The 15,501-nt window shown below is 71.6% G+C and carries 14 protein-coding genes; 8 read left to right on the top strand and 6 right to left on the bottom strand.

Annotated elements, in window-relative coordinates:
• Nucleotides 1-7: 7 nt before the first annotated feature.
• A complete protein-coding gene (locus tag ACWDGI_RS04835) occupies nt 8-1,096 on the bottom strand; it encodes an Lrp/AsnC family transcriptional regulator (RefSeq protein ID WP_450755402.1) in 1,089 nt (362 codons plus the stop codon).
• A 61-nt stretch (nt 1,097-1,157) separates the two neighbouring features.
• Here ACWDGI_RS04835 and ACWDGI_RS04830 point away from each other — a divergent pair, with 61 nt between their 5' ends.
• Nucleotides 1,158-2,321 (top strand): lactate 2-monooxygenase, encoded by a 1,164-nt coding sequence (locus tag ACWDGI_RS04830; protein ID WP_450755400.1) that lies wholly within the window; start codon nt 1,158-1,160, stop codon nt 2,319-2,321.
• A 153-nt stretch (nt 2,322-2,474) separates the two neighbouring features.
• Here the strand turns inward: ACWDGI_RS04830 and ACWDGI_RS04825 are convergent, their stop codons facing one another.
• The gene (locus ACWDGI_RS04825) at nt 2,475-3,284 is read right to left on the bottom strand and encodes an SDR family NAD(P)-dependent oxidoreductase (protein WP_450755398.1); all 810 of its coding nucleotides are present in this window, start codon (nt 3,282-3,284) and stop codon (nt 2,475-2,477) included.
• Between the two features lie 113 nt (nt 3,285-3,397).
• Here ACWDGI_RS04825 and ACWDGI_RS04820 point away from each other — a divergent pair, with 113 nt between their 5' ends.
• Complete coding sequence (locus ACWDGI_RS04820) at nt 3,398-3,961, top strand: TetR/AcrR family transcriptional regulator (protein WP_450755396.1); 564 nt, start codon at nt 3,398-3,400, stop codon at nt 3,959-3,961.
• 75 nt (nt 3,962-4,036) lie between these two features.
• Here ACWDGI_RS04820 and ACWDGI_RS04815 read toward each other — a convergent pair whose 3' ends face one another.
• Entirely contained in the window at nt 4,037-5,005 is a 969-nt protein-coding gene (locus ACWDGI_RS04815; protein ID WP_450755394.1) for an SDR family NAD(P)-dependent oxidoreductase, read from the bottom strand.
• Nucleotides 5,006-5,233: 228 nt separating this feature from the next.
• Between ACWDGI_RS04815 and ACWDGI_RS04810 the strand changes: the two genes are divergently transcribed.
• The 5 genes from ACWDGI_RS04810 to ACWDGI_RS04790 all read left to right on the top strand — a co-directional run bounded on the left by ACWDGI_RS04810 (nt 5,234) and on the right by ACWDGI_RS04790 (nt 10,133).
• Nucleotides 5,234-5,821, top strand: a complete 588-nt coding sequence (locus ACWDGI_RS04810) for a TetR/AcrR family transcriptional regulator (RefSeq protein ID WP_450755392.1) — start codon at nt 5,234-5,236, stop codon at nt 5,819-5,821.
• Between the two features lie 200 nt (nt 5,822-6,021).
• Nucleotides 6,022-6,441 carry a hypothetical protein gene (locus tag ACWDGI_RS04805; RefSeq protein ID WP_450755390.1) on the top strand — a complete coding sequence of 140 codons (420 nt, stop codon included), beginning with the start codon at nt 6,022-6,024 and terminating at the stop codon, nt 6,439-6,441.
• Nucleotides 6,442-6,453: 12 nt separating this feature from the next.
• Nucleotides 6,454-7,134, top strand: a complete 681-nt coding sequence (locus tag ACWDGI_RS04800; RefSeq protein WP_450755388.1) for an ABC transporter ATP-binding protein — start codon at nt 6,454-6,456, stop codon at nt 7,132-7,134.
• Entirely contained in the window at nt 7,131-9,407 is a 2,277-nt protein-coding gene (locus ACWDGI_RS04795) for an FtsX-like permease family protein (RefSeq protein WP_450755386.1), read from the top strand. Before ACWDGI_RS04800 ends, ACWDGI_RS04795 begins: the two co-directional genes overlap by 4 nt.
• A 138-nt stretch (nt 9,408-9,545) precedes the next feature.
• Nucleotides 9,546-10,133: a YciI family protein gene (locus ACWDGI_RS04790; protein WP_450755384.1), complete on the top strand. Its 588-nt coding sequence runs from the start codon at nt 9,546-9,548 to the stop codon at nt 10,131-10,133.
• A gap of 16 nt (nt 10,134-10,149) precedes the next feature.
• Here ACWDGI_RS04790 and ACWDGI_RS04785 read toward each other — a convergent pair whose 3' ends face one another.
• On the bottom strand, nt 10,150-11,082 hold the full coding sequence (locus ACWDGI_RS04785; RefSeq protein ID WP_450755382.1) for an aminoglycoside phosphotransferase family protein: 933 nt from the start codon (nt 11,080-11,082) through the stop codon (nt 10,150-10,152).
• A 203-nt stretch (nt 11,083-11,285) separates the two neighbouring features.
• On the opposite strand from ACWDGI_RS04785, the gene ACWDGI_RS04780 reads away from it, so the two are divergent.
• Nucleotides 11,286-12,221: an oxidoreductase gene (locus ACWDGI_RS04780; RefSeq protein WP_450755380.1), complete on the top strand. Its 936-nt coding sequence runs from the start codon at nt 11,286-11,288 to the stop codon at nt 12,219-12,221.
• 150 nt (nt 12,222-12,371) lie between these two features.
• Here ACWDGI_RS04780 and nirD read toward each other — a convergent pair whose 3' ends face one another.
• Nucleotides 12,372-12,740, bottom strand: coding sequence for a nitrite reductase small subunit NirD (gene nirD / locus ACWDGI_RS04775; protein WP_450755378.1), 369 nt, complete (start codon nt 12,738-12,740; stop codon nt 12,372-12,374).
• Nucleotides 12,737-15,346: a nitrite reductase large subunit NirB gene (gene nirB, locus ACWDGI_RS04770; protein ID WP_450755376.1), complete on the bottom strand. Its 2,610-nt coding sequence runs from the start codon at nt 15,344-15,346 to the stop codon at nt 12,737-12,739. The genes nirD and nirB overlap by 4 nt, the downstream gene beginning before the upstream one ends.
• Nucleotides 15,347-15,501 lie beyond the last annotated feature (155 nt).

Genomic DNA, 15,501 nt, shown 5'->3' with positions numbered 1-15,501 from the left:
TCTCCGTTCACAGCGTCGGCTCCGCCCACAGGTCCGCCGGTACGACGCCGGTGGAGCGGCCGTAGGGGTCCAGAAGGCGGCCGAGGAGTTTGTCGTGGCGCAGGGTGACGACCCGGTCGGCGATGTCCAGGGTCGGGTGGGCCGTGGCCAGTTGGGTCTCCAGGCGGAGGATGTCGGCCAGTGAGTGGAGCGTGGCCTGGAGGACGAGGTTCTGCGGGCCGCTGATCGCCGCGCAGTTGCGGGTCTCGGGGAGGCGGATGAGGGACTGGCCGATGTGCGGGAGGTCGGCGGGCGGCACCTTGGCCCAGAAGGTCACCGCGACCGGCCAGCCGCCCAGCGGGCGGGCGAAGTCGCAGCGGAAGCGGAGCAGACCGCGGCGGGTGAGGTGTTCGATCCGGCGTTTGGCGGTGGAGAGGCTGACGCCCAGGTGCCGGGCCAGGGTCTGGTAGGAGATACGGCCGTCGTGGGCGAGGTGGGTGACCAGGGCGCGGTCGACGGGAGTGGCGCCGGCGGTGAGGGCGGCGGGGGCGGGGGGTGCCGGCGGGGGTGTCAGCCGGGCGCGCTGGGCGGGGGCGAGGGCCGCGATTCGCCAGCGACCGCCCTCGGTGAACATGTGGGTGACGATCCGGGATCGCACGGCTGTGATGCCGGGCAGGTGGGGGAGCCGGTCGAGGGTGTAGCGGGACAGGGCCGGCAGGTCGCGGGTGGCGACCGTGGTGAGGAGGTCGTGGCCGGTGGCCGTGCGTTCGATGGTGACCATGTGGGGGTGGGCGCCGAGGGCCTCGGCGACCCGGGCGGTCGCTCCCGGGGCGCAGTCGATCACGACGTACGCCACGCAGATCTGTTCGAGGAGGCGCGGGCCGGGGGAGAAGCCGACCCAGGCGGTGCCCTGCTCGGAGAGGCGGTGGTAGCGGCGGGCCACGGTGACCGGGTCGACGTCCAGGACCCGCCCGAGTTCGGTCCAGGAGGCGCGCGGGCGCAGCTGCAGGGCGTTGATCAGCGCCAGCTCGTCCTCGCTCAGCAGCGCGGGGACAGCATCCTGCGGCTCGGCGTCCGTGGAGCCAGAATCCTGCGTTTCAGCGCTTTCCCGCGTCACTCTCTCATTGTGGACCCGAGGACCCGCAACCGGCGGGGGAGGCGTGAAGGAGATCTGGACCATGGCTTTCGCCGACTACCAGAACGAGATCTACCTCGACGGGCTGAGCGGGGTGATGCCGCGGTTCCCGATGACGTACGACGACCTGGAACCGTTGGCCCAGGCCGCGATGCCCACCTCGGTGCGGTCGTATGTCGCGGGCGGCGCGGGCGACGAGCGGACCCAGCGGGCCAACGTCAGCGCGTTCGAGGGCTGGGGGCTGGTGCCGCGCATGCTGGTGGGGGCCAGTGAACGGGATCTGTCCGTCGAACTGTTCGGGATGCGACTGGCCGCGCCGCTGTTCATGGCGCCGGTCGGGGTGATCGGGCTGTGCGCGCAGGACGGCCACGGTGATCTCGCCGTCGCGCGGGCCGCCGCCCGTACCGGCGTACCGATGGTCGCCTCCACGCTGACCGTCGACCCGCTGGAGCAGGTCGCCGCGGAGTTCGGCGACACCCCGGGCTTCTTCCAGCTCTACACCCCCACCGACCGGGAGCTGGCCGAGAGTCTGGTGCACCGGGCCGAGCGGGCCGGGTTCAAGGGGATCGTGGTCACCCTGGACACCTGGATCACCGGCTGGCGGCCCCGGGACCTGAGCACCAGCAACTTCCCCCAGCTGCGCGGGAACTGCCTGGCCAACTACACCAGTGACCCCGTCTTCCGCTCCCTGCTCGGCGGCCGGAGTCCCGAGGACGATCCGCAGGCCGCGGTCGCCCTGTGGGCCGGCATCTTCGGCAACCCGCTCACCTGGGACGACCTGCCCTGGCTGCGGTCGATCACCGATCTGCCGCTGATCCTCAAGGGTGTCTGCCACCCCGAGGACGTCCGCCGGGCCAAGGACGCCGGTGTGGACGGCATCTACTGCTCCAACCACGGCGGCCGGCAGGCCAACGGGGGCCTGCCCGCCCTCGACGCGCTGCCCGGCGTGGTCGAGGCCGCCGACGGCCTGCCCGTCCTGTTCGACTCCGGGGTGCGCACGGGAGCCGACATCATCAAGGCCGTGGCCCTCGGCGCGACCGCCGTGGGCGTCGGCCGCCCTTACGCGTACGGTCTCGCCCACGGCGGTGAAGCCGGCCTCGTCCATGTACTGCGGGCCCTGCTGGCCGAGGCCGACCTGATCATGGCCGTCGACGGCTATCCGACGCTCGCCGATCTCACGCCGGAGGCCCTGCGACGCGTCGCCTGACCCGCCCGGCCCGGGGAGTGGTCGCCGGTCGGTGGCGCGACCTCGGCCTTGCCCCTGGGGACGGTCGTCGGTCGGTGGTGCGATCTCGACCTTTGCCCCCGATACGGCCGTCGGCCGGTGGCGCGACCTCGGCCCTCGCCCTCGGGACGGTCGTCAGTCGGTGGCGGCCGTGACCGACTCCCAGCGAGCGTACTCGTCCAGCAGCTCGGCGAAGTGGCCGCGCACCATCTCCAGGCCGGCGGTGGCCACCGCGAGGTGCACCGGGGGCTCCTCGGCGCCGGTGATGTCGGCCACGGCCGCCATGGACCTGGTGAGATCGCCCCGCACCGCCTGCTTGTCGAACTCGGCCATGGTGGCGTAGGAGCCCGCGTAGTCCGGGACGGACCTGGCCGGAAGCCTGGAGCTGGTCCCGAAGTTGGTGTCGAAGCCGGCCGGCTCGACCAGCGTGACGCGGATGCCCAGCGGGGCGAGTTCCCTGGCCAGTCCCTCGGTCAGGTTCTGCACGGCGCTCTTGGAGGCGCAGTACACGGCCATGGTGGGCAGGCTGACGTGGCCGCCCATGGAGCCGATGTTGAGGATGTGGCCGGATCCGCGTTCCCGCATGTGCGGGAGGACGGCCTGGACCACCTGGACTATGCCCACCACGTTGGTCTCGAACTGGTCGCGCACCTGGGCGGGGCTGACCTCCTCGATCGCGCCGACCTGTCCGTAGCCGGCGGCGTTGACGACCGCGTCGACGGCGCCGAAGCGCTCGACGGTCTCCCGCACGGCCTGTTCGACGCTCGCGGCTTCGGTGACGTCGAGGCGCGTGACCAGGACGTTGTCGAGGCCGGCGAAGGCCGGGTTGGCCTTGGCGGGGTCGCGCATGGTGGCGGCGACGTTCCAGCCGCGTGCGACGTACTCGAAGGTGAGGGCCTCGCCCATGCCGGTCGAAGCGCCGGTGATCAGAACGGTCTTGCTCATGATGCTCTCTCTCGATGCTCTCTCGTGTGCCGCGGTCCCCCCGCTTGCGCCTCCACGCTGCTAAACAGAATCGACAAAACATGTATAGCACGCCCAGTCGGTATGGTGTGCATATGACCGCGACCCGAGGGGATCTCCAGCGCCGTGAGCAGGTGCTCGCGGCGGCGCTGAGCGTTTTCGCCACGTTCGGCTTCCGCAAGACGTCGATGGACGCGGTGGCCCGGGCCGCGGACATCTCCCGCCCGGGCCTGTACTTCCTCTTCTCCGGCAAGGAGGAGCTGTTCCGCGAGACCATGCGGCAGGAGCTGGACCGGGCGCTGGGTGATGTCCTTACGGCGCTGGCCGCGCCCGGCACCGATCTCGACGCGCGTCTCGTGGCCGCGCTCGACGCGCACCTGGGCCGGTACGTCGGCACGCACCTCAACGAGGGTGTCGACGAGCTGCTTGAGCACGGCACCGCCCAGCTGCACGGCATGTACGACGACTACCGGGACGCCTTCCGCGACGCGCTCGCCGGGGCGATCGCCGACTCCGGCCGGGAGACCGGGGGCGTCACGCCCCGGCAGATCGCGGAGGTCCTGCAGGCGGCCGGCGAGGGGTGGAAGCACCGGGTCGCGGACCGGGGGGAGTTCGCGGAGAGACTCCGTGTGGCGGTGGCTGTGGTGTCGCGGCCGTAGCGGCTGGGGCGGCCGGGGGCCGGGCCGGGGCTGTGCGGGTGCGGTGGTGTGGTGGCCGGGTGGCCCGCGCCGCGGTCAGAGCGAGGTTCGGGCCGTCGGCGTGGTCGTGACCAGGTCGACGGAGAGCTGCCAGAGGCGGGTCGCGTGCTCGGGGTCCAGGGCGTGGGCGGCCACTCCGCGGCGGATGCCGGGCCGGTGCGGGCCCGCCTCGTTGACGTCCTCGAAGTAGCGTCCGGTCACGCCCTCGACCAGCGGGGAGGCGGCGAGCAGGACCGAGGTCGCGGCACCCTGCTCGATGTTCTTCCAGGACACGTCCGTGCTGGTGGGGTCGAAGGAGGACGGGCTGTTGGAGATGTCGCCGATGTGCCGGCCGAGCCGGGTGCTGGTGATACGGCCGGGGTTGAGGGCGTTGACGGCGATCAGGTCGGCGGCCCAGCGACAGGCGGCTTCGACGGTGAACAGGACATTGGCCGTCTTGGACTGGCTGTAGGCCGCCCACGGGTCGTAGGGGTGCCGCTCGAAGTGGGGGTCGTCGAAGAGGACGTCCCCGTTGACGTGTCCGACCGAGCTCACCGCGACCACGCGCGCGCCCCGGGCCGCCGTGAGGGCGTCGTGCAGGCCGGTCGCGAGGGCGAAATGGCCGAGGTGGTTGGTGGCGAACTGCATCTCCCAGCCCTCCTGCGTCCGCTGGAGCGGGGTGGCCATCACGCCGGCGTTGAGGACGAGGATGTGCAGGGGGCCGTGCCAGGCGTCCACGAAGGCGCGTACGGAGGACTGGTCGGCGAGGTCGAGCAGGGCCGCGCGGACCGTGCCGGGACCGTCGGCCGGGGTGATCTCCTCGGCGGCCTGTGCGCCTGCCGCCAGGTCGCGGACGCCGATGACGACCTCGGCGCCGGCGGCGGCCAGGGCGCGGGCGGTCTCCCGCCCGATGCCGGAGGCTCCGCCGGTGACGACGGCACGCCTGCCGCCGAGGTCGAGACCGAGGAGCACCTCGGCGGCGGTGGTCTGCGCTCCGAAGGGAGTGGTGACGAGGCTGTGGGACATGGCGCTCTCCAGGGAGTGAGGATCGAATCGACCGGGCCGGTACGGGAAAGCCCGGCGGACGGCACGGCATCACCGGCGGTGACATGAATGGCGGGCATGGCACGGCATGGCATGGCGTGGCGGCAGGGGGCGTCGTACGCTCTTATCCGGAACTGGTTCCGTTTCGCTTCTCGAAGGTAAGCGGAACTGGTTCCGCTTGCAAGTGGTGTGGGTGAAGGGAAGCCGAGGGTGACCGGAATCGACGGAGGCGGGGCGACCTCCCGCAAGCCGTTGCGCGCGGATGCGCAGCGCAATGAGGACCGGCTGCTGGAGGCGGCGGCCGAGGCGTTCGCCCGCGAAGGCTCGGGCGCCTCGGTCAAGGACATCGCCCGGCAGGCGGGCGTCGGCGTGGGTACGCTCTACCGCCGGTTCCCCTCCAAGGAACTGCTGATCGAGGCGGTGTACCGGCACGAGGTGCAGCGTCTGTGCGCGGCGGCGGAGGAACTGGCGGCGACGCTGCCGGCGGTGGAGGCGCTGCGGACGTGGATGGAGCGGTTCATCGACTTCATGGCGGCGAAGCAGGGGATGGCCGACGCGCTGCGCGTGATCCTGACGGACGACAGCGAGAAGCTGCACACCCGGACACTGCTGGTCGACGCCATCGCCTGGCTGCTGGACGCCGGGGAGGGGGCGTCGCCGGTGGCGCGACCGGGCGTCGACGCGCGCGATGTGCTGATGGCGCTCGGAGGGATCAGCCTGATGGCGGCGAGCGAGGAACAGCGCGAACTGGCGAGCCGGCTCATCGACTTGCTGCTGTGCGGGGTCGTGCGGAGCTGACGGCACCGCGCGACCCGACAGCGACCTTCTCCGACCGAACCCGCCCGCACCGCTTCGATGCGTTTCGACCGCTGTCCTGTCATGGATCACCTGATGCGGTGGTGATGTCGGCGACTTAAGGTTTCGCCTGGTGATCGAGGCGCTACCTTCTGTAACTCCGGTGGTTGATGGGGCCGTCGGAGTCATGGGAGAGGTGGCATGTGAAGAAGGCACTGGCGAGCGTGGTGGCGGCGGGGATCTTTCTCGGGGGAGCGGGAACGGCGTTCGCCTCGTCCTGGCACAAGTTGCCCGACCTGAAGACCCGGGGTACAGCCTTCGAGCAGGGCTTCTACCGGTTCAACCCCGCTGAGCGGAACCATGGTTCGTTCGAATGGAGCGGCTACCTGATCGACACCGATCCCGCTGACAACCACAACGGGTACGTGCAGGTCCGCGTAGAAGGGCACGACTGGACCCGCTACTACGGAAAGCAGAAGCAGCGGGTCCGTCTGCACCACTCCAACTGGGACGGTGCCCAGAGGTACGCGGACGACGCGTACTTCCGTGTCTGTCTCGACAAGGGCACACTCCGGCCGGACAACTGCTCGTCCGCGCGGCACTACCAATCGCGCCAGGGCTGAGCGGGTTCAACCGTGTCCGAAGTCCTTACGGCCCGGGGAATCGACCTCACCTACGGCTCGTCTCGTGCTGTCCGGGGCGCGAACATCGCTCTCCGTCGGGGGGAGATCGCGGCCATCTCCGGTCCCAGCGGATCGGGGAAGTCGTCCCTTCTGTACTGCCTGGCGGGCGTGCTGCCTGTCTGTGGCGGCGAAGTCCGGTTCGAGGGGCGCCCTTTGGGCGGCCTCGGCGACAGCGAGCTCAGCGCACTGCGCCGCGACCGGTTCGGTTTCGTGTTCCAGTACGGTGAGCTCCTTCCGGAACTCACCGTGGAGGAGAACGCCGCACTGCCCCTGCGGCTGGCCGGGCAGCGCAAGGCGCAGGCGCTGGCGGCCGCCGGGGAGGTCCTCGGCCGACTGGGACTCGAGGAACTTCGGGAACGGCGCCCCTCCCAGGTGTCGGGCGGGCAGAGCCAGCGCGTCGCGGTCGCGCGTGCCCTCGTGCACCGGCCGGCGGTGATCTTCGCCGACGAGCCGACCGGTTCGCTCGACAGCGTCAACGCGCAGGCCGTACTGGAAGAGTTCCTCACGCTGGCACGCTCGCAGGGAGCCGCCGTCGTACTCGTCACGCACGACGCGGACGTCGCGGCGCGAGCGGACACCCGGTACACCATGATCGACGGGGTACTCACCCTTCAGGGGCGGGCGGCCCGGTGAACGAACTCCTCCTGGGGCTGCGGCTGCTCTTCGGCAGCGGGCGCGGCAACCGTGCACGGTTCGCGCTCATGACGGTCGGGGGTTCGATCGGGGTCTGCTGTCTGGCCATCGTGCTCACGATTCCCGGAATCCTCGCCGCACAGGACGGTCGTGTCGGGGGCCGCCAGCCGGTTCCGCCCAGCCGTTCCGCCGCTGGTACAAGCGGGCTGCCGCTGTGGCTGGAGCGGACCGACCCGTACGGTTCGAGGCCTCTCGTCCGGATCTTCCTGGCTCGGGGTGCCCAAGCCGTAGCCCCTCCGCCGGGGCTGAAGGCCATTCCGGATCGCGGCGAGGTCTTCGTCTCCCCGCACCTGCATGAACTGTTGCGTACCGAGTCCGGATTGGCGCAGCGCCTGCCGGGGCGGGAGAAGGGACTGATCGGGTCCGAAGGGCTCGCCCGCCCGGAGGAACTCGTCGCCTATGTCGGCATGAGCCGCGCCGGCCTTCCCGACGGTATGCCGGTGACCCGGTTCGGGAAGGGGGAGGCGCCGATCCCCACGGTGGACCCGTCGACGCTCGACATCCTGCGGTTCACCATGGTCGGCGTCGTCCTGCTGCCCTTGGCGGTGTTCCTCTCGGTGTGCGCCCGTCTCTCTGCCGCGGAGCGGGCCCGCAGACTGGCCGCGCTGCGGCTGCTGGGGATGAGCGTCAAGGAGGTGCAGCGGGTGAACGCCGCTGAGACCGTCGCAGCGGCCGGTCTGGGCGCGCTTCTCGGTCTGGGCGAGTACTGGATCCTGAATCAACTCTTCTCACGGGCCGGACTCCCCGGATTCACGTGGTACCCGGGTGACGGCACGCCGAGTGGTACGACGCTCGTCGTATGTCTCGTGGGATGCCCGGCGCTCGCCTGGTCCGTCGGCCGGGCAGGCGCTCGCAAGGCGGCCGCCAACCCGCTCGCCGTCCGCCGGGCGGCGGTGCAGAAACCCCCGTCGTCCTGGGGGTTCCTGCCACTGATCGCGGGATCGGGTATCGCCGCCGGCTACTGCGCCGCCGGGGTCACCGGCCATGCGCCGCACAGCACGTTCCTGCCCTCGCTGCTCATCCCGTCGGCGATCACTCTGATCGGCGTGGGTCTCGTGACGACCCTCGCACCCCTGTGCCGGATGCTCGCCCAGCGGGTGGCACGGTCCACCCGGTCCCTGGCGCTCGGCCTCGCCATGCGCCGTAACGAGGCCGAACCGGGCGGCACGCTCCGGGTGGCCGCCGGCCTCGTCCTGCTGGTCTTCGCGGCGTCCCTCGCCCAGGGAGTGCTGATCCAACTGGATCAGGCCACCAGGAACCCCTCCCGGATCCAGAGCTACGACATCCCCTACGGGCAGCTCACCCCGACCCAGCGGCAGTCCCTCGAACGACTGCCGGGCACGCATGGCCATGTCGTCGGCATGCAGTCGTCGCTCGTCGGGGCTACCGAGACGGCCTGGTCTCCTCATGTCGTCGTGGCCACCTGCGATCAGCTCCGCGCGGCGGTGTCGTGGACCGGGCGGTGCGTCGACGGACAGCCCATGCGGTTGCGGGGGGTCGGAGGGACCCTGGGCGACGTGCCTCAGCCCGGTGTGAAGTTCACTGTCCGGCTGGAAGGCAGACGGCACATGTTGCCGCTCACGGTGCCGCGATCCACGCTCTCCTATCGCGAGTTCGCGGGGAGCCTGATCATCGACCCGGATTCGGTTCTTCTCCCGCCGTCCGTGGTGCCGCCGGGCAGCCGGCCGGCGAACGCCACGCTCACGCTCGTCAGCGAGTCCGGTCCGGACGTCGTCCGTCGAGTCCTCGACGGCATCGGCCATGTCGCTCCGACCGCCGATGTGCTTCCGCAGGGACTGGACATCACAGGCCTCCAGCAGATCACCGTCATCAAGACGCTCCTCGCCGTCGGCATGGTGCTGGGTCTTGTCATCGGCATCGGTGCGTACCTTGTCGCCGCCACCGATCGAGCCGTCGAACGCCGGTCCCAGGTAACCGCCCTGGCCCTGCTCGGCGCCCGTCCCCGAACCCTGAGGGCTGTTCAGGTCGCCCAGGTCGTACTGCCGTTGGGCGTTGGCCTCCTGCTGGCCGTCGTCGTCGGCAAGACGGCCGAGTCCGGCTATCTGGTCACCGGGGGCGGGGCGATCTTCTGGGACGGCGCCGGGCTGCCCGTCCTGCTGGTCGGCACGCTGGGCGTGATGGTCGTCGCCGCGCTGGGCGCGTTGCCGCTCGTCGGACGGCGGATCGACCCGGAGCTGATCCGGCGGGACTGAAGGACGCCCCCGGCCGCCCGGTCCGTGTGGCGCGACCCCGGCTGCGGCGACCGCCGTTCTCGGCGTAGCCACCCCCGTCGCGGGCACCCGGGGAATCCTGTTGAGATGGCGTGCCGGGGTGCGGGAGGGTCCTCGGACATGGAGTTCTTCTGTTATCACCGTGATCGGGCCGGTGCCCTGGCGTTGCGCCGGGAGCTGGTGGAGGAGCACTGGTCCTACATGGACCGGTACGAGGCGGAGCTGATCGCCCGCGGGCCGGCCTTCGGTGCCGACGGCGAGACGCTCACCGGCAGTGTGCACATCGTCGAGCTGCCGGATCCGGCCGCCGCCCGCGCGTTCGCCTTCGACGAGCCCAACCACCAGGCCGGCGTCTACCGGGACGTGCTGCTGCGCCGGTGGCGCAACCTGCTGGGTCGCACCATGTGGCAGTTCCCCGGCGGCCGGACCGGCGGCAACCGGTACCTGGTGCTCGGCCTGGGCCCGCAGCGGGCCGGCACCGACGCCGATGGCGACGCAGGCACCGCCCCCGGACCCGGCCTGCCGCCCGGTGTCGATCGCGACGAGTTGATCGCCTTCGGCCCGTTGCTGTCCGACGACGCGACCACCTGGCTGGGTACGGCGGCACTGGTCCGGGCGCCGGACCCGGAGCGGGCACGGGCCGTCCTGGCTCCGCACCGGTACGCGGAGACAGAGGTGTACGGGTGGGAGTTCGGCGGCCGACGGTGACGAGCCGGGGTGCCCCCTAAGCGGCGAGCAACTCCGCCAATACGTCGGCGAATTGTGTGATGCGATCGAGTTGGGGGCCGCCGCGTGCGATACGGAAACCGTGCCGGCGGCCCCAGAACGCCGCCTGTACGGCGTGCAACTGCGCCCAGCGTCCGACGCGTTCGCGGTCGAGTTCGGCCGCCTCGGCGAAGACGTCGAGGAGGCGGTGGACCGTCTTGGCCAGGTCGTCGGCCCGCATGAGGGACAGGGCGCGGGACTTGAGCAGCGTGCCGCCGTCGTACGCCGGGTCTCCCGCGTAGCCCTTGGGGTCGACGGCCAGCCACGGTTCCCGGTCCGCCCGCAGAATGTTCCTCGCGTGCAGGTCGCCGTGGACGAGGGTGTCCGGCTGGGCGTGGCCCAGTTCACGCGTGGTGGCGACGGCCGCGTCCACCACGCGGGGCGGCAGCGCGTTCGTCAGTTCCGTCGCGTCCCTGCGCAGCTCCGTCTCCCAGGCGCCGGCCTGGTCCCTCAGCCGGGGCAGCCCCGCCGGCGCCGGGACGGCCAGGCGGTGGTTCAGGCGGCCCGCTACGGTCACCACCGTCTCGTCGTCGGACCGGAGGGCCGCCAGCGTCGACATGCGGGCCCGTTCCAGCAGGAGGGCGAAACGGGCGTCGTCCCGCCGGTGCAGGAGGACCGCTCCCCGTCCCTCCCACGCCTCGAACGCGTCCGGCTCGTGGACGTTGCCGGGGTGCGGGAAGGACACCTTCAGGACGAACCGGCCGCCGGTGGACCGCTGCCGTACCGGGACGATCACCCCTACGCCCCCGTGCGTCACCGCACCGTCGGGTAGGCACTCCCACCGCTCCAGCAGGTCCTCGACGATCGCGGGGAGCCCGGCGATCCAGGCGGCACCGCGGTCACCCTCACGGTCGATCGTGCCGCGCGCCAGCCCCTCCGGAATGCCGATCACCCTGGCACCCTACGCGCCACCGCGCGGTTCGCACGGCGAAAGGCGTGTCCGGCGTACGGCGGTGTGTGGCGTGCGGCGGTGTCCGGCGCGCGCCGTGTCCGGCGTACGGCCTTGTCCGGCGTACGGCCGTGTCCCGTGTCCCGTCGTGGTCCCTCCTCGTAGGCTGGCCGCGACACAGACCCCCACCTGTGGAGGGCGTTCTCATGCGCAGCGGCTGGAGCAGCGGCGACATCCCGGACCTCACCGGCCGTGTCGCCGTCGTCACCGGGGCCAACAGCGGGCTCGGGTACGTCACCGCGCGCGAGCTGGCCCGCAAGGGGGCCCGGGTCGTGCTCGCCTGCCGGAGCGAGGCGCGGGGGCACGAGGCCGGGGACCGGATGGCCGCCGAAGTGCCCGACGCGCACATTGAGTTCGGGCGGCTCGACCTCGCAGACCTGGCCTCGGTGCGGGACTTCGCCGACTCGTTCCCGTACGGCCGGCTCGATCTCCTCGTCAACAACGCCGGGGTGATGGCACCGCCGTACGGGACCACCGCGGACGGGTTCGAGACGCAGTTCGGGGTCAACCACCTCGGGCACTTCGCCCTCACCGGGCTGCTCATGCCCGTGCTGCTGGGCACCCCCGCCGCCCGGGTCGTCACCGTCTCCAGCATGATGCACGTCATCGCCAACGTCGACCTCGACGACGTCAACAGCGCGCGAGGATACCGGCGTTGGGTCGCCTACGGCCGGTCCAAGAGCGCCAACCTGCTCTTCGTCCACGAGCTGGCCCGGCGCGTCGACGCCCACGGCGGCGACCTCGTCGCGGCCGCCGCCCACCCCGGGTACGCGGCCACCAACCTGCAGACCGCCGGGCCCCGTGCCGAAGGGCGGCGCGGGGCCGAGCGGGTGATGGCGGCCGCGAACGTCGTCTTCGCACAGCCCGCCGAGGCCGGCGCGCTGCCCACGCTGTACGCGGCCACCGCCCCCGGCGTACGGCCCGACTCCTTCACCGGGCCCGCGATCGCGATGTGGCGCGGCGCCCCGGCCCCCTCCCGGCGCGCCCCCTGGACCCGCGACGACACCATGGCGCAACGCCTCTGGGACGCCTCGGAGCGGCTCACCGGGGTCTCCTGCGCGGCGGTCCTGAAGGAGATCTGAGGAGCCGACGCACTCGGAGGAATCCGGTGAAATCCCGAGGAGTTCAGAGGAGTTCAGAGGAATTCAGAGGACTTCAGAGGAATTCGGAGGAGCGGGGTGAGGCCCGGGAAACTCCGAGGGGGCCTTCAGCGGCTCGGGGTGTCCTGGGCGCTACCGCGAGCCGCCGCTGTCCACGGCCCGTACCGTGTAGGCGGCCACCCGTACCGTCTCGTCGTCCAGGCACTGGCCGGTCGCCAGGTCGAAGCGCTGCTTCAGCAGGGGGGAGGCGACGAACGGGCGGTCCCCGTGGGTGCCGGTCAGGCCGCGGGAGAGGACCGCCGCGCCGCCGAAGGGGTCGCGGTTGTCGATCGCGTACAGACGGTCGGCGCGGTCCCGGAAGACGGCGACCTGGCGGCCGTCCGGCAGCAGTGCGGCCACCCCCCGCCCCGGGGTCAGCCGGCTCAGGTCGCAGACCGTGAACCAGCCTTCGTCCAGCTGGAGTTGGATCATCAGCTCGGTGGTCTCGGGTGCCAGGGTCATCGCTGGGCGCTTCCTTCCAGAACATCCTCGGCGGGGCGCAGGCCGATCGACAGCAGGGGCAGGTCGGGCTTCATCTGGTCGCGCTCGGGCACGAAGCCGACGACCGGGTCGGGGGTGTCGGGGGCGTTGACGAAGGACACGAACCGGGCGAGCTTGTCGGGGTCGGCGACGGTCGACGCCCACTCGTCGGCGTAGTGGGCCACGTGCGCCGCCATCAGGGACTCCAGCTCCTCGCAGATGCCGAGGGAGTCCTCGACCACCACGTCACGCACGTGGTCCAGGCCGCCCGGGATGCGCTCCAGCCAGGTCGACGTGCGTTCCAGGCGGTCCGCCGTACGGATGTAGAACATCAGGAAGCGGTCGATCAGCCGGACCAGTCCGGCGTCGGTCAGGTCCTGGGCGAGCAGATCCGCGTGGCGCGGAGTGGCTCCGCCGTTGCCGCCGACGTACAGGTTCCAGCCGGTGGCCGTGGCGATGACACCGAAGTCCTTCGACTGGGCCTCGGCGCACTCGCGGGCGCACCCGGAGACCGCCGACTTGAGCTTGTGCGGAGACCGCAGGCCCCGGTAGCGCAGCTCCAGTCCGATCGCCATCCGGACCGAGTCCTGGACGCCGTAACGGCACCAGGTCTGTCCGACGCACGACTTCACCGTCCGCAGCGCCTTGCCGTACGCATGGCCGGACTCGAAACCGGCGTCCACCAACCGTGTCCAGATCAGCGGGAGTTGCTCCACCCGCGCGCCGAACATGTCGATCCGCTGACCGCCGGTGATCTTCGTGTAGAGGCCGAAGTCCCGGGCGATCTCGCCGATCACGATCAGGCCCTCCGGGGTGATCTCACCGCCCGGGATGCGCGGGACGACCGAATACGAGCCGTTCTTCTGGAGGTTGGCGAGGAAGTGGTCGTTGCTGTCCTGGAGCGCCGCCTGTTCGCCGTCCAGGACATAGCCGCTCGCGCCGATCGTCGGGGCGAGGGACGCGATGATCGACGCCACCGCCGGCTTGCAGACCTCGCAGCCGTCGCCGCCCCGGGCGCCGGCCCGGCCGAATCGGTCGAGCAGCTCCTGGTGGGTGTTGACGCGCAGGGCGAGGACGATCTCGTACAGCTCCTCGCGGGTCCGCGCGAAGCAGCCGCACAGCCCCTTGTCGACCTCGACGCCGGACGCCTCCAGCTCGGCCGTGACCAGCTGACCGAGGACCTTGACGCAACTGCCGCAGCCGGTACCGGCCTTGGTGCACTTCTTCACCTCCGGCACGGTGGTGCAGGAGTGCTCGCCCACCGCGCCGCGGATCGTGCCCTTGCTGACGTTGTGGCAGGAGCAGACGACCGCGTCGTCCGGGAGCGCGGACGGGCCGAGCTGGGCGCCGCCGCTCGCGCCCGCCGGCAGGACCAGCGACTCGGGTGAGACCGGCGGCACCGAACCGGTGAAGGCCTTCAGCGTGCCGTACGCGTCCGCGTCGCCGACCAGGATGCCGCCGAGCAGCGTGCCGTCCCGGCCGACGACCAGTTTCTTGTACAGGCCGGAGCGGGCGTCGGAGTAGACGACGTCCAGACAGCCCTCGGCCGTCCCGTGCGCGTCGCCGAAGGAGGCCACGTCGACGCCGAGCAGTTTGAGCTTGGTGGACAGGTCGGCGCCGGTGAAGGCGGAGTCGTCCCGCGCGACGGCGGCCGCGGCCGTCGCCGCCTGCTCGTACCCCGGTGCCACCAGGCCGTACACCCGGCCGTCCGCCGCCAGCGCGCACTCGCCGATCGCGAACACACGGGGGTCGTCCACCGTACGGCACTGTTCGTCGACGGCGATGCCACCGCGCGCGCCGACGGAAAGGCCGCAGTCCCGGGCGAGTTGGTCCCGCGGGCGGACGCCGGCACTGAACACCACCATGTCGGTGGCGAGTTCGGAGCCGTCGGACAGCTTCATGCCGACGACGGCGCCCGCGTCGTCCGTCACGATCTCCTGGGTGCCCACGCCCGTGTGCACGCTCAGGCCCATCTCCTCGATGGTGCGCAGCAGGGCCGCGCCACCGCCCGCGTCCACCTGCACCGGCATCAGCCGGGGCGCGAACTCCACGATGTGCGCGGTGAGTCCGAGCCCCTTCAGCGCGCCCGCCGCCTCGAGCCCGAGCAGGCCGCCGCCGACCACGGCACCCACGGTCGCCCCCGACTTCGCGTAGGCCTCGATCGCCAGGAGGTCCTCGATCGTGCGGTAGACGAAACAGCCGGTGGCGTCCTTGTTGGGCACCGGCGGCACGAACGGGTACGAGCCGGTGGCCAGCACGAGCGTGTCGTAGCCGAAGACCCTGCCGGACCTGGCCGTCACCGTCCGCGCCGCGCGGTCGACCGTCTCCGCCGGGTCGCCGACGTGCAGCTCGATGCCGTGGGCTTCGATGAACTCCATGTCGGTCACCGAGAGTTCGGCGGGCGTCCGGCCCGAGAAGTACGAGGTGAGGGCGACCCGGTCGTAGGCGGGCCGCGGCTCCTCGCACAGCACGACCACGCGGTGCGTGGTGGTCAGGCCGCGCTCGGCCAGCGCTTCGAGGAAGCGCTGGCCGACCATGCCGTGACCGACGAGCACGATCGTGGGGGCGGACCCCTGGGTGGCGGTCATCAGGAGCCTCCATCGTGGGTGCACGTGCCCGGGGCGGCGACGGCGAGCGGTACGGCGTCGCGGCCGGTGCGTACCTCGGCGTAGGCGCCGATCACCACCACAGGCGTGTTCAAGGTCATGCCCTGGAGCGTGCGGCGCCGACGTTACCCGGCCGC

The sequence above is a fragment of the Streptomyces sp. NPDC001220 genome, assembly GCF_053597895.1.
The sequence above is the reverse complement of the archived record's forward strand: the minus strand, read 5'-3'. Positions and strand labels throughout refer to the sequence as shown.

Bases quoted from the DNA above. Each gene is read 5' to 3' on its own strand.
- ACWDGI_RS04780 (WP_450755380.1), top strand. From the start codon at position 11,286: ATGCGCAGCGGCTGGAGCAGCGGCGACATCCCGGACCTCACCGGCCGT.
- nirD (WP_450755378.1), bottom strand. From the start codon at position 12,740: ATGACCCTGGCACCCGAGACCACCGAGCTGATGATCCAACTCCAGCTG.
- nirB (WP_450755376.1), bottom strand. From the start codon at position 15,346: ATGACCGCCACCCAGGGGTCCGCCCCCACGATCGTGCTCGTCGGTCAC.
- ACWDGI_RS04790 (WP_450755384.1), top strand. From the start codon at position 9,546: ATGGAGTTCTTCTGTTATCACCGTGATCGGGCCGGTGCCCTGGCGTTG.
- ACWDGI_RS04830 (WP_450755400.1), top strand. From the start codon at position 1,158: ATGGCTTTCGCCGACTACCAGAACGAGATCTACCTCGACGGGCTGAGC.
- ACWDGI_RS04825 (WP_450755398.1), bottom strand. From the start codon at position 3,284: ATGAGCAAGACCGTTCTGATCACCGGCGCTTCGACCGGCATGGGCGAG.
- ACWDGI_RS04815 (WP_450755394.1), bottom strand. From the start codon at position 5,005: ATGTCCCACAGCCTCGTCACCACTCCCTTCGGAGCGCAGACCACCGCC.
- ACWDGI_RS04820 (WP_450755396.1), top strand. From the start codon at position 3,398: ATGACCGCGACCCGAGGGGATCTCCAGCGCCGTGAGCAGGTGCTCGCG.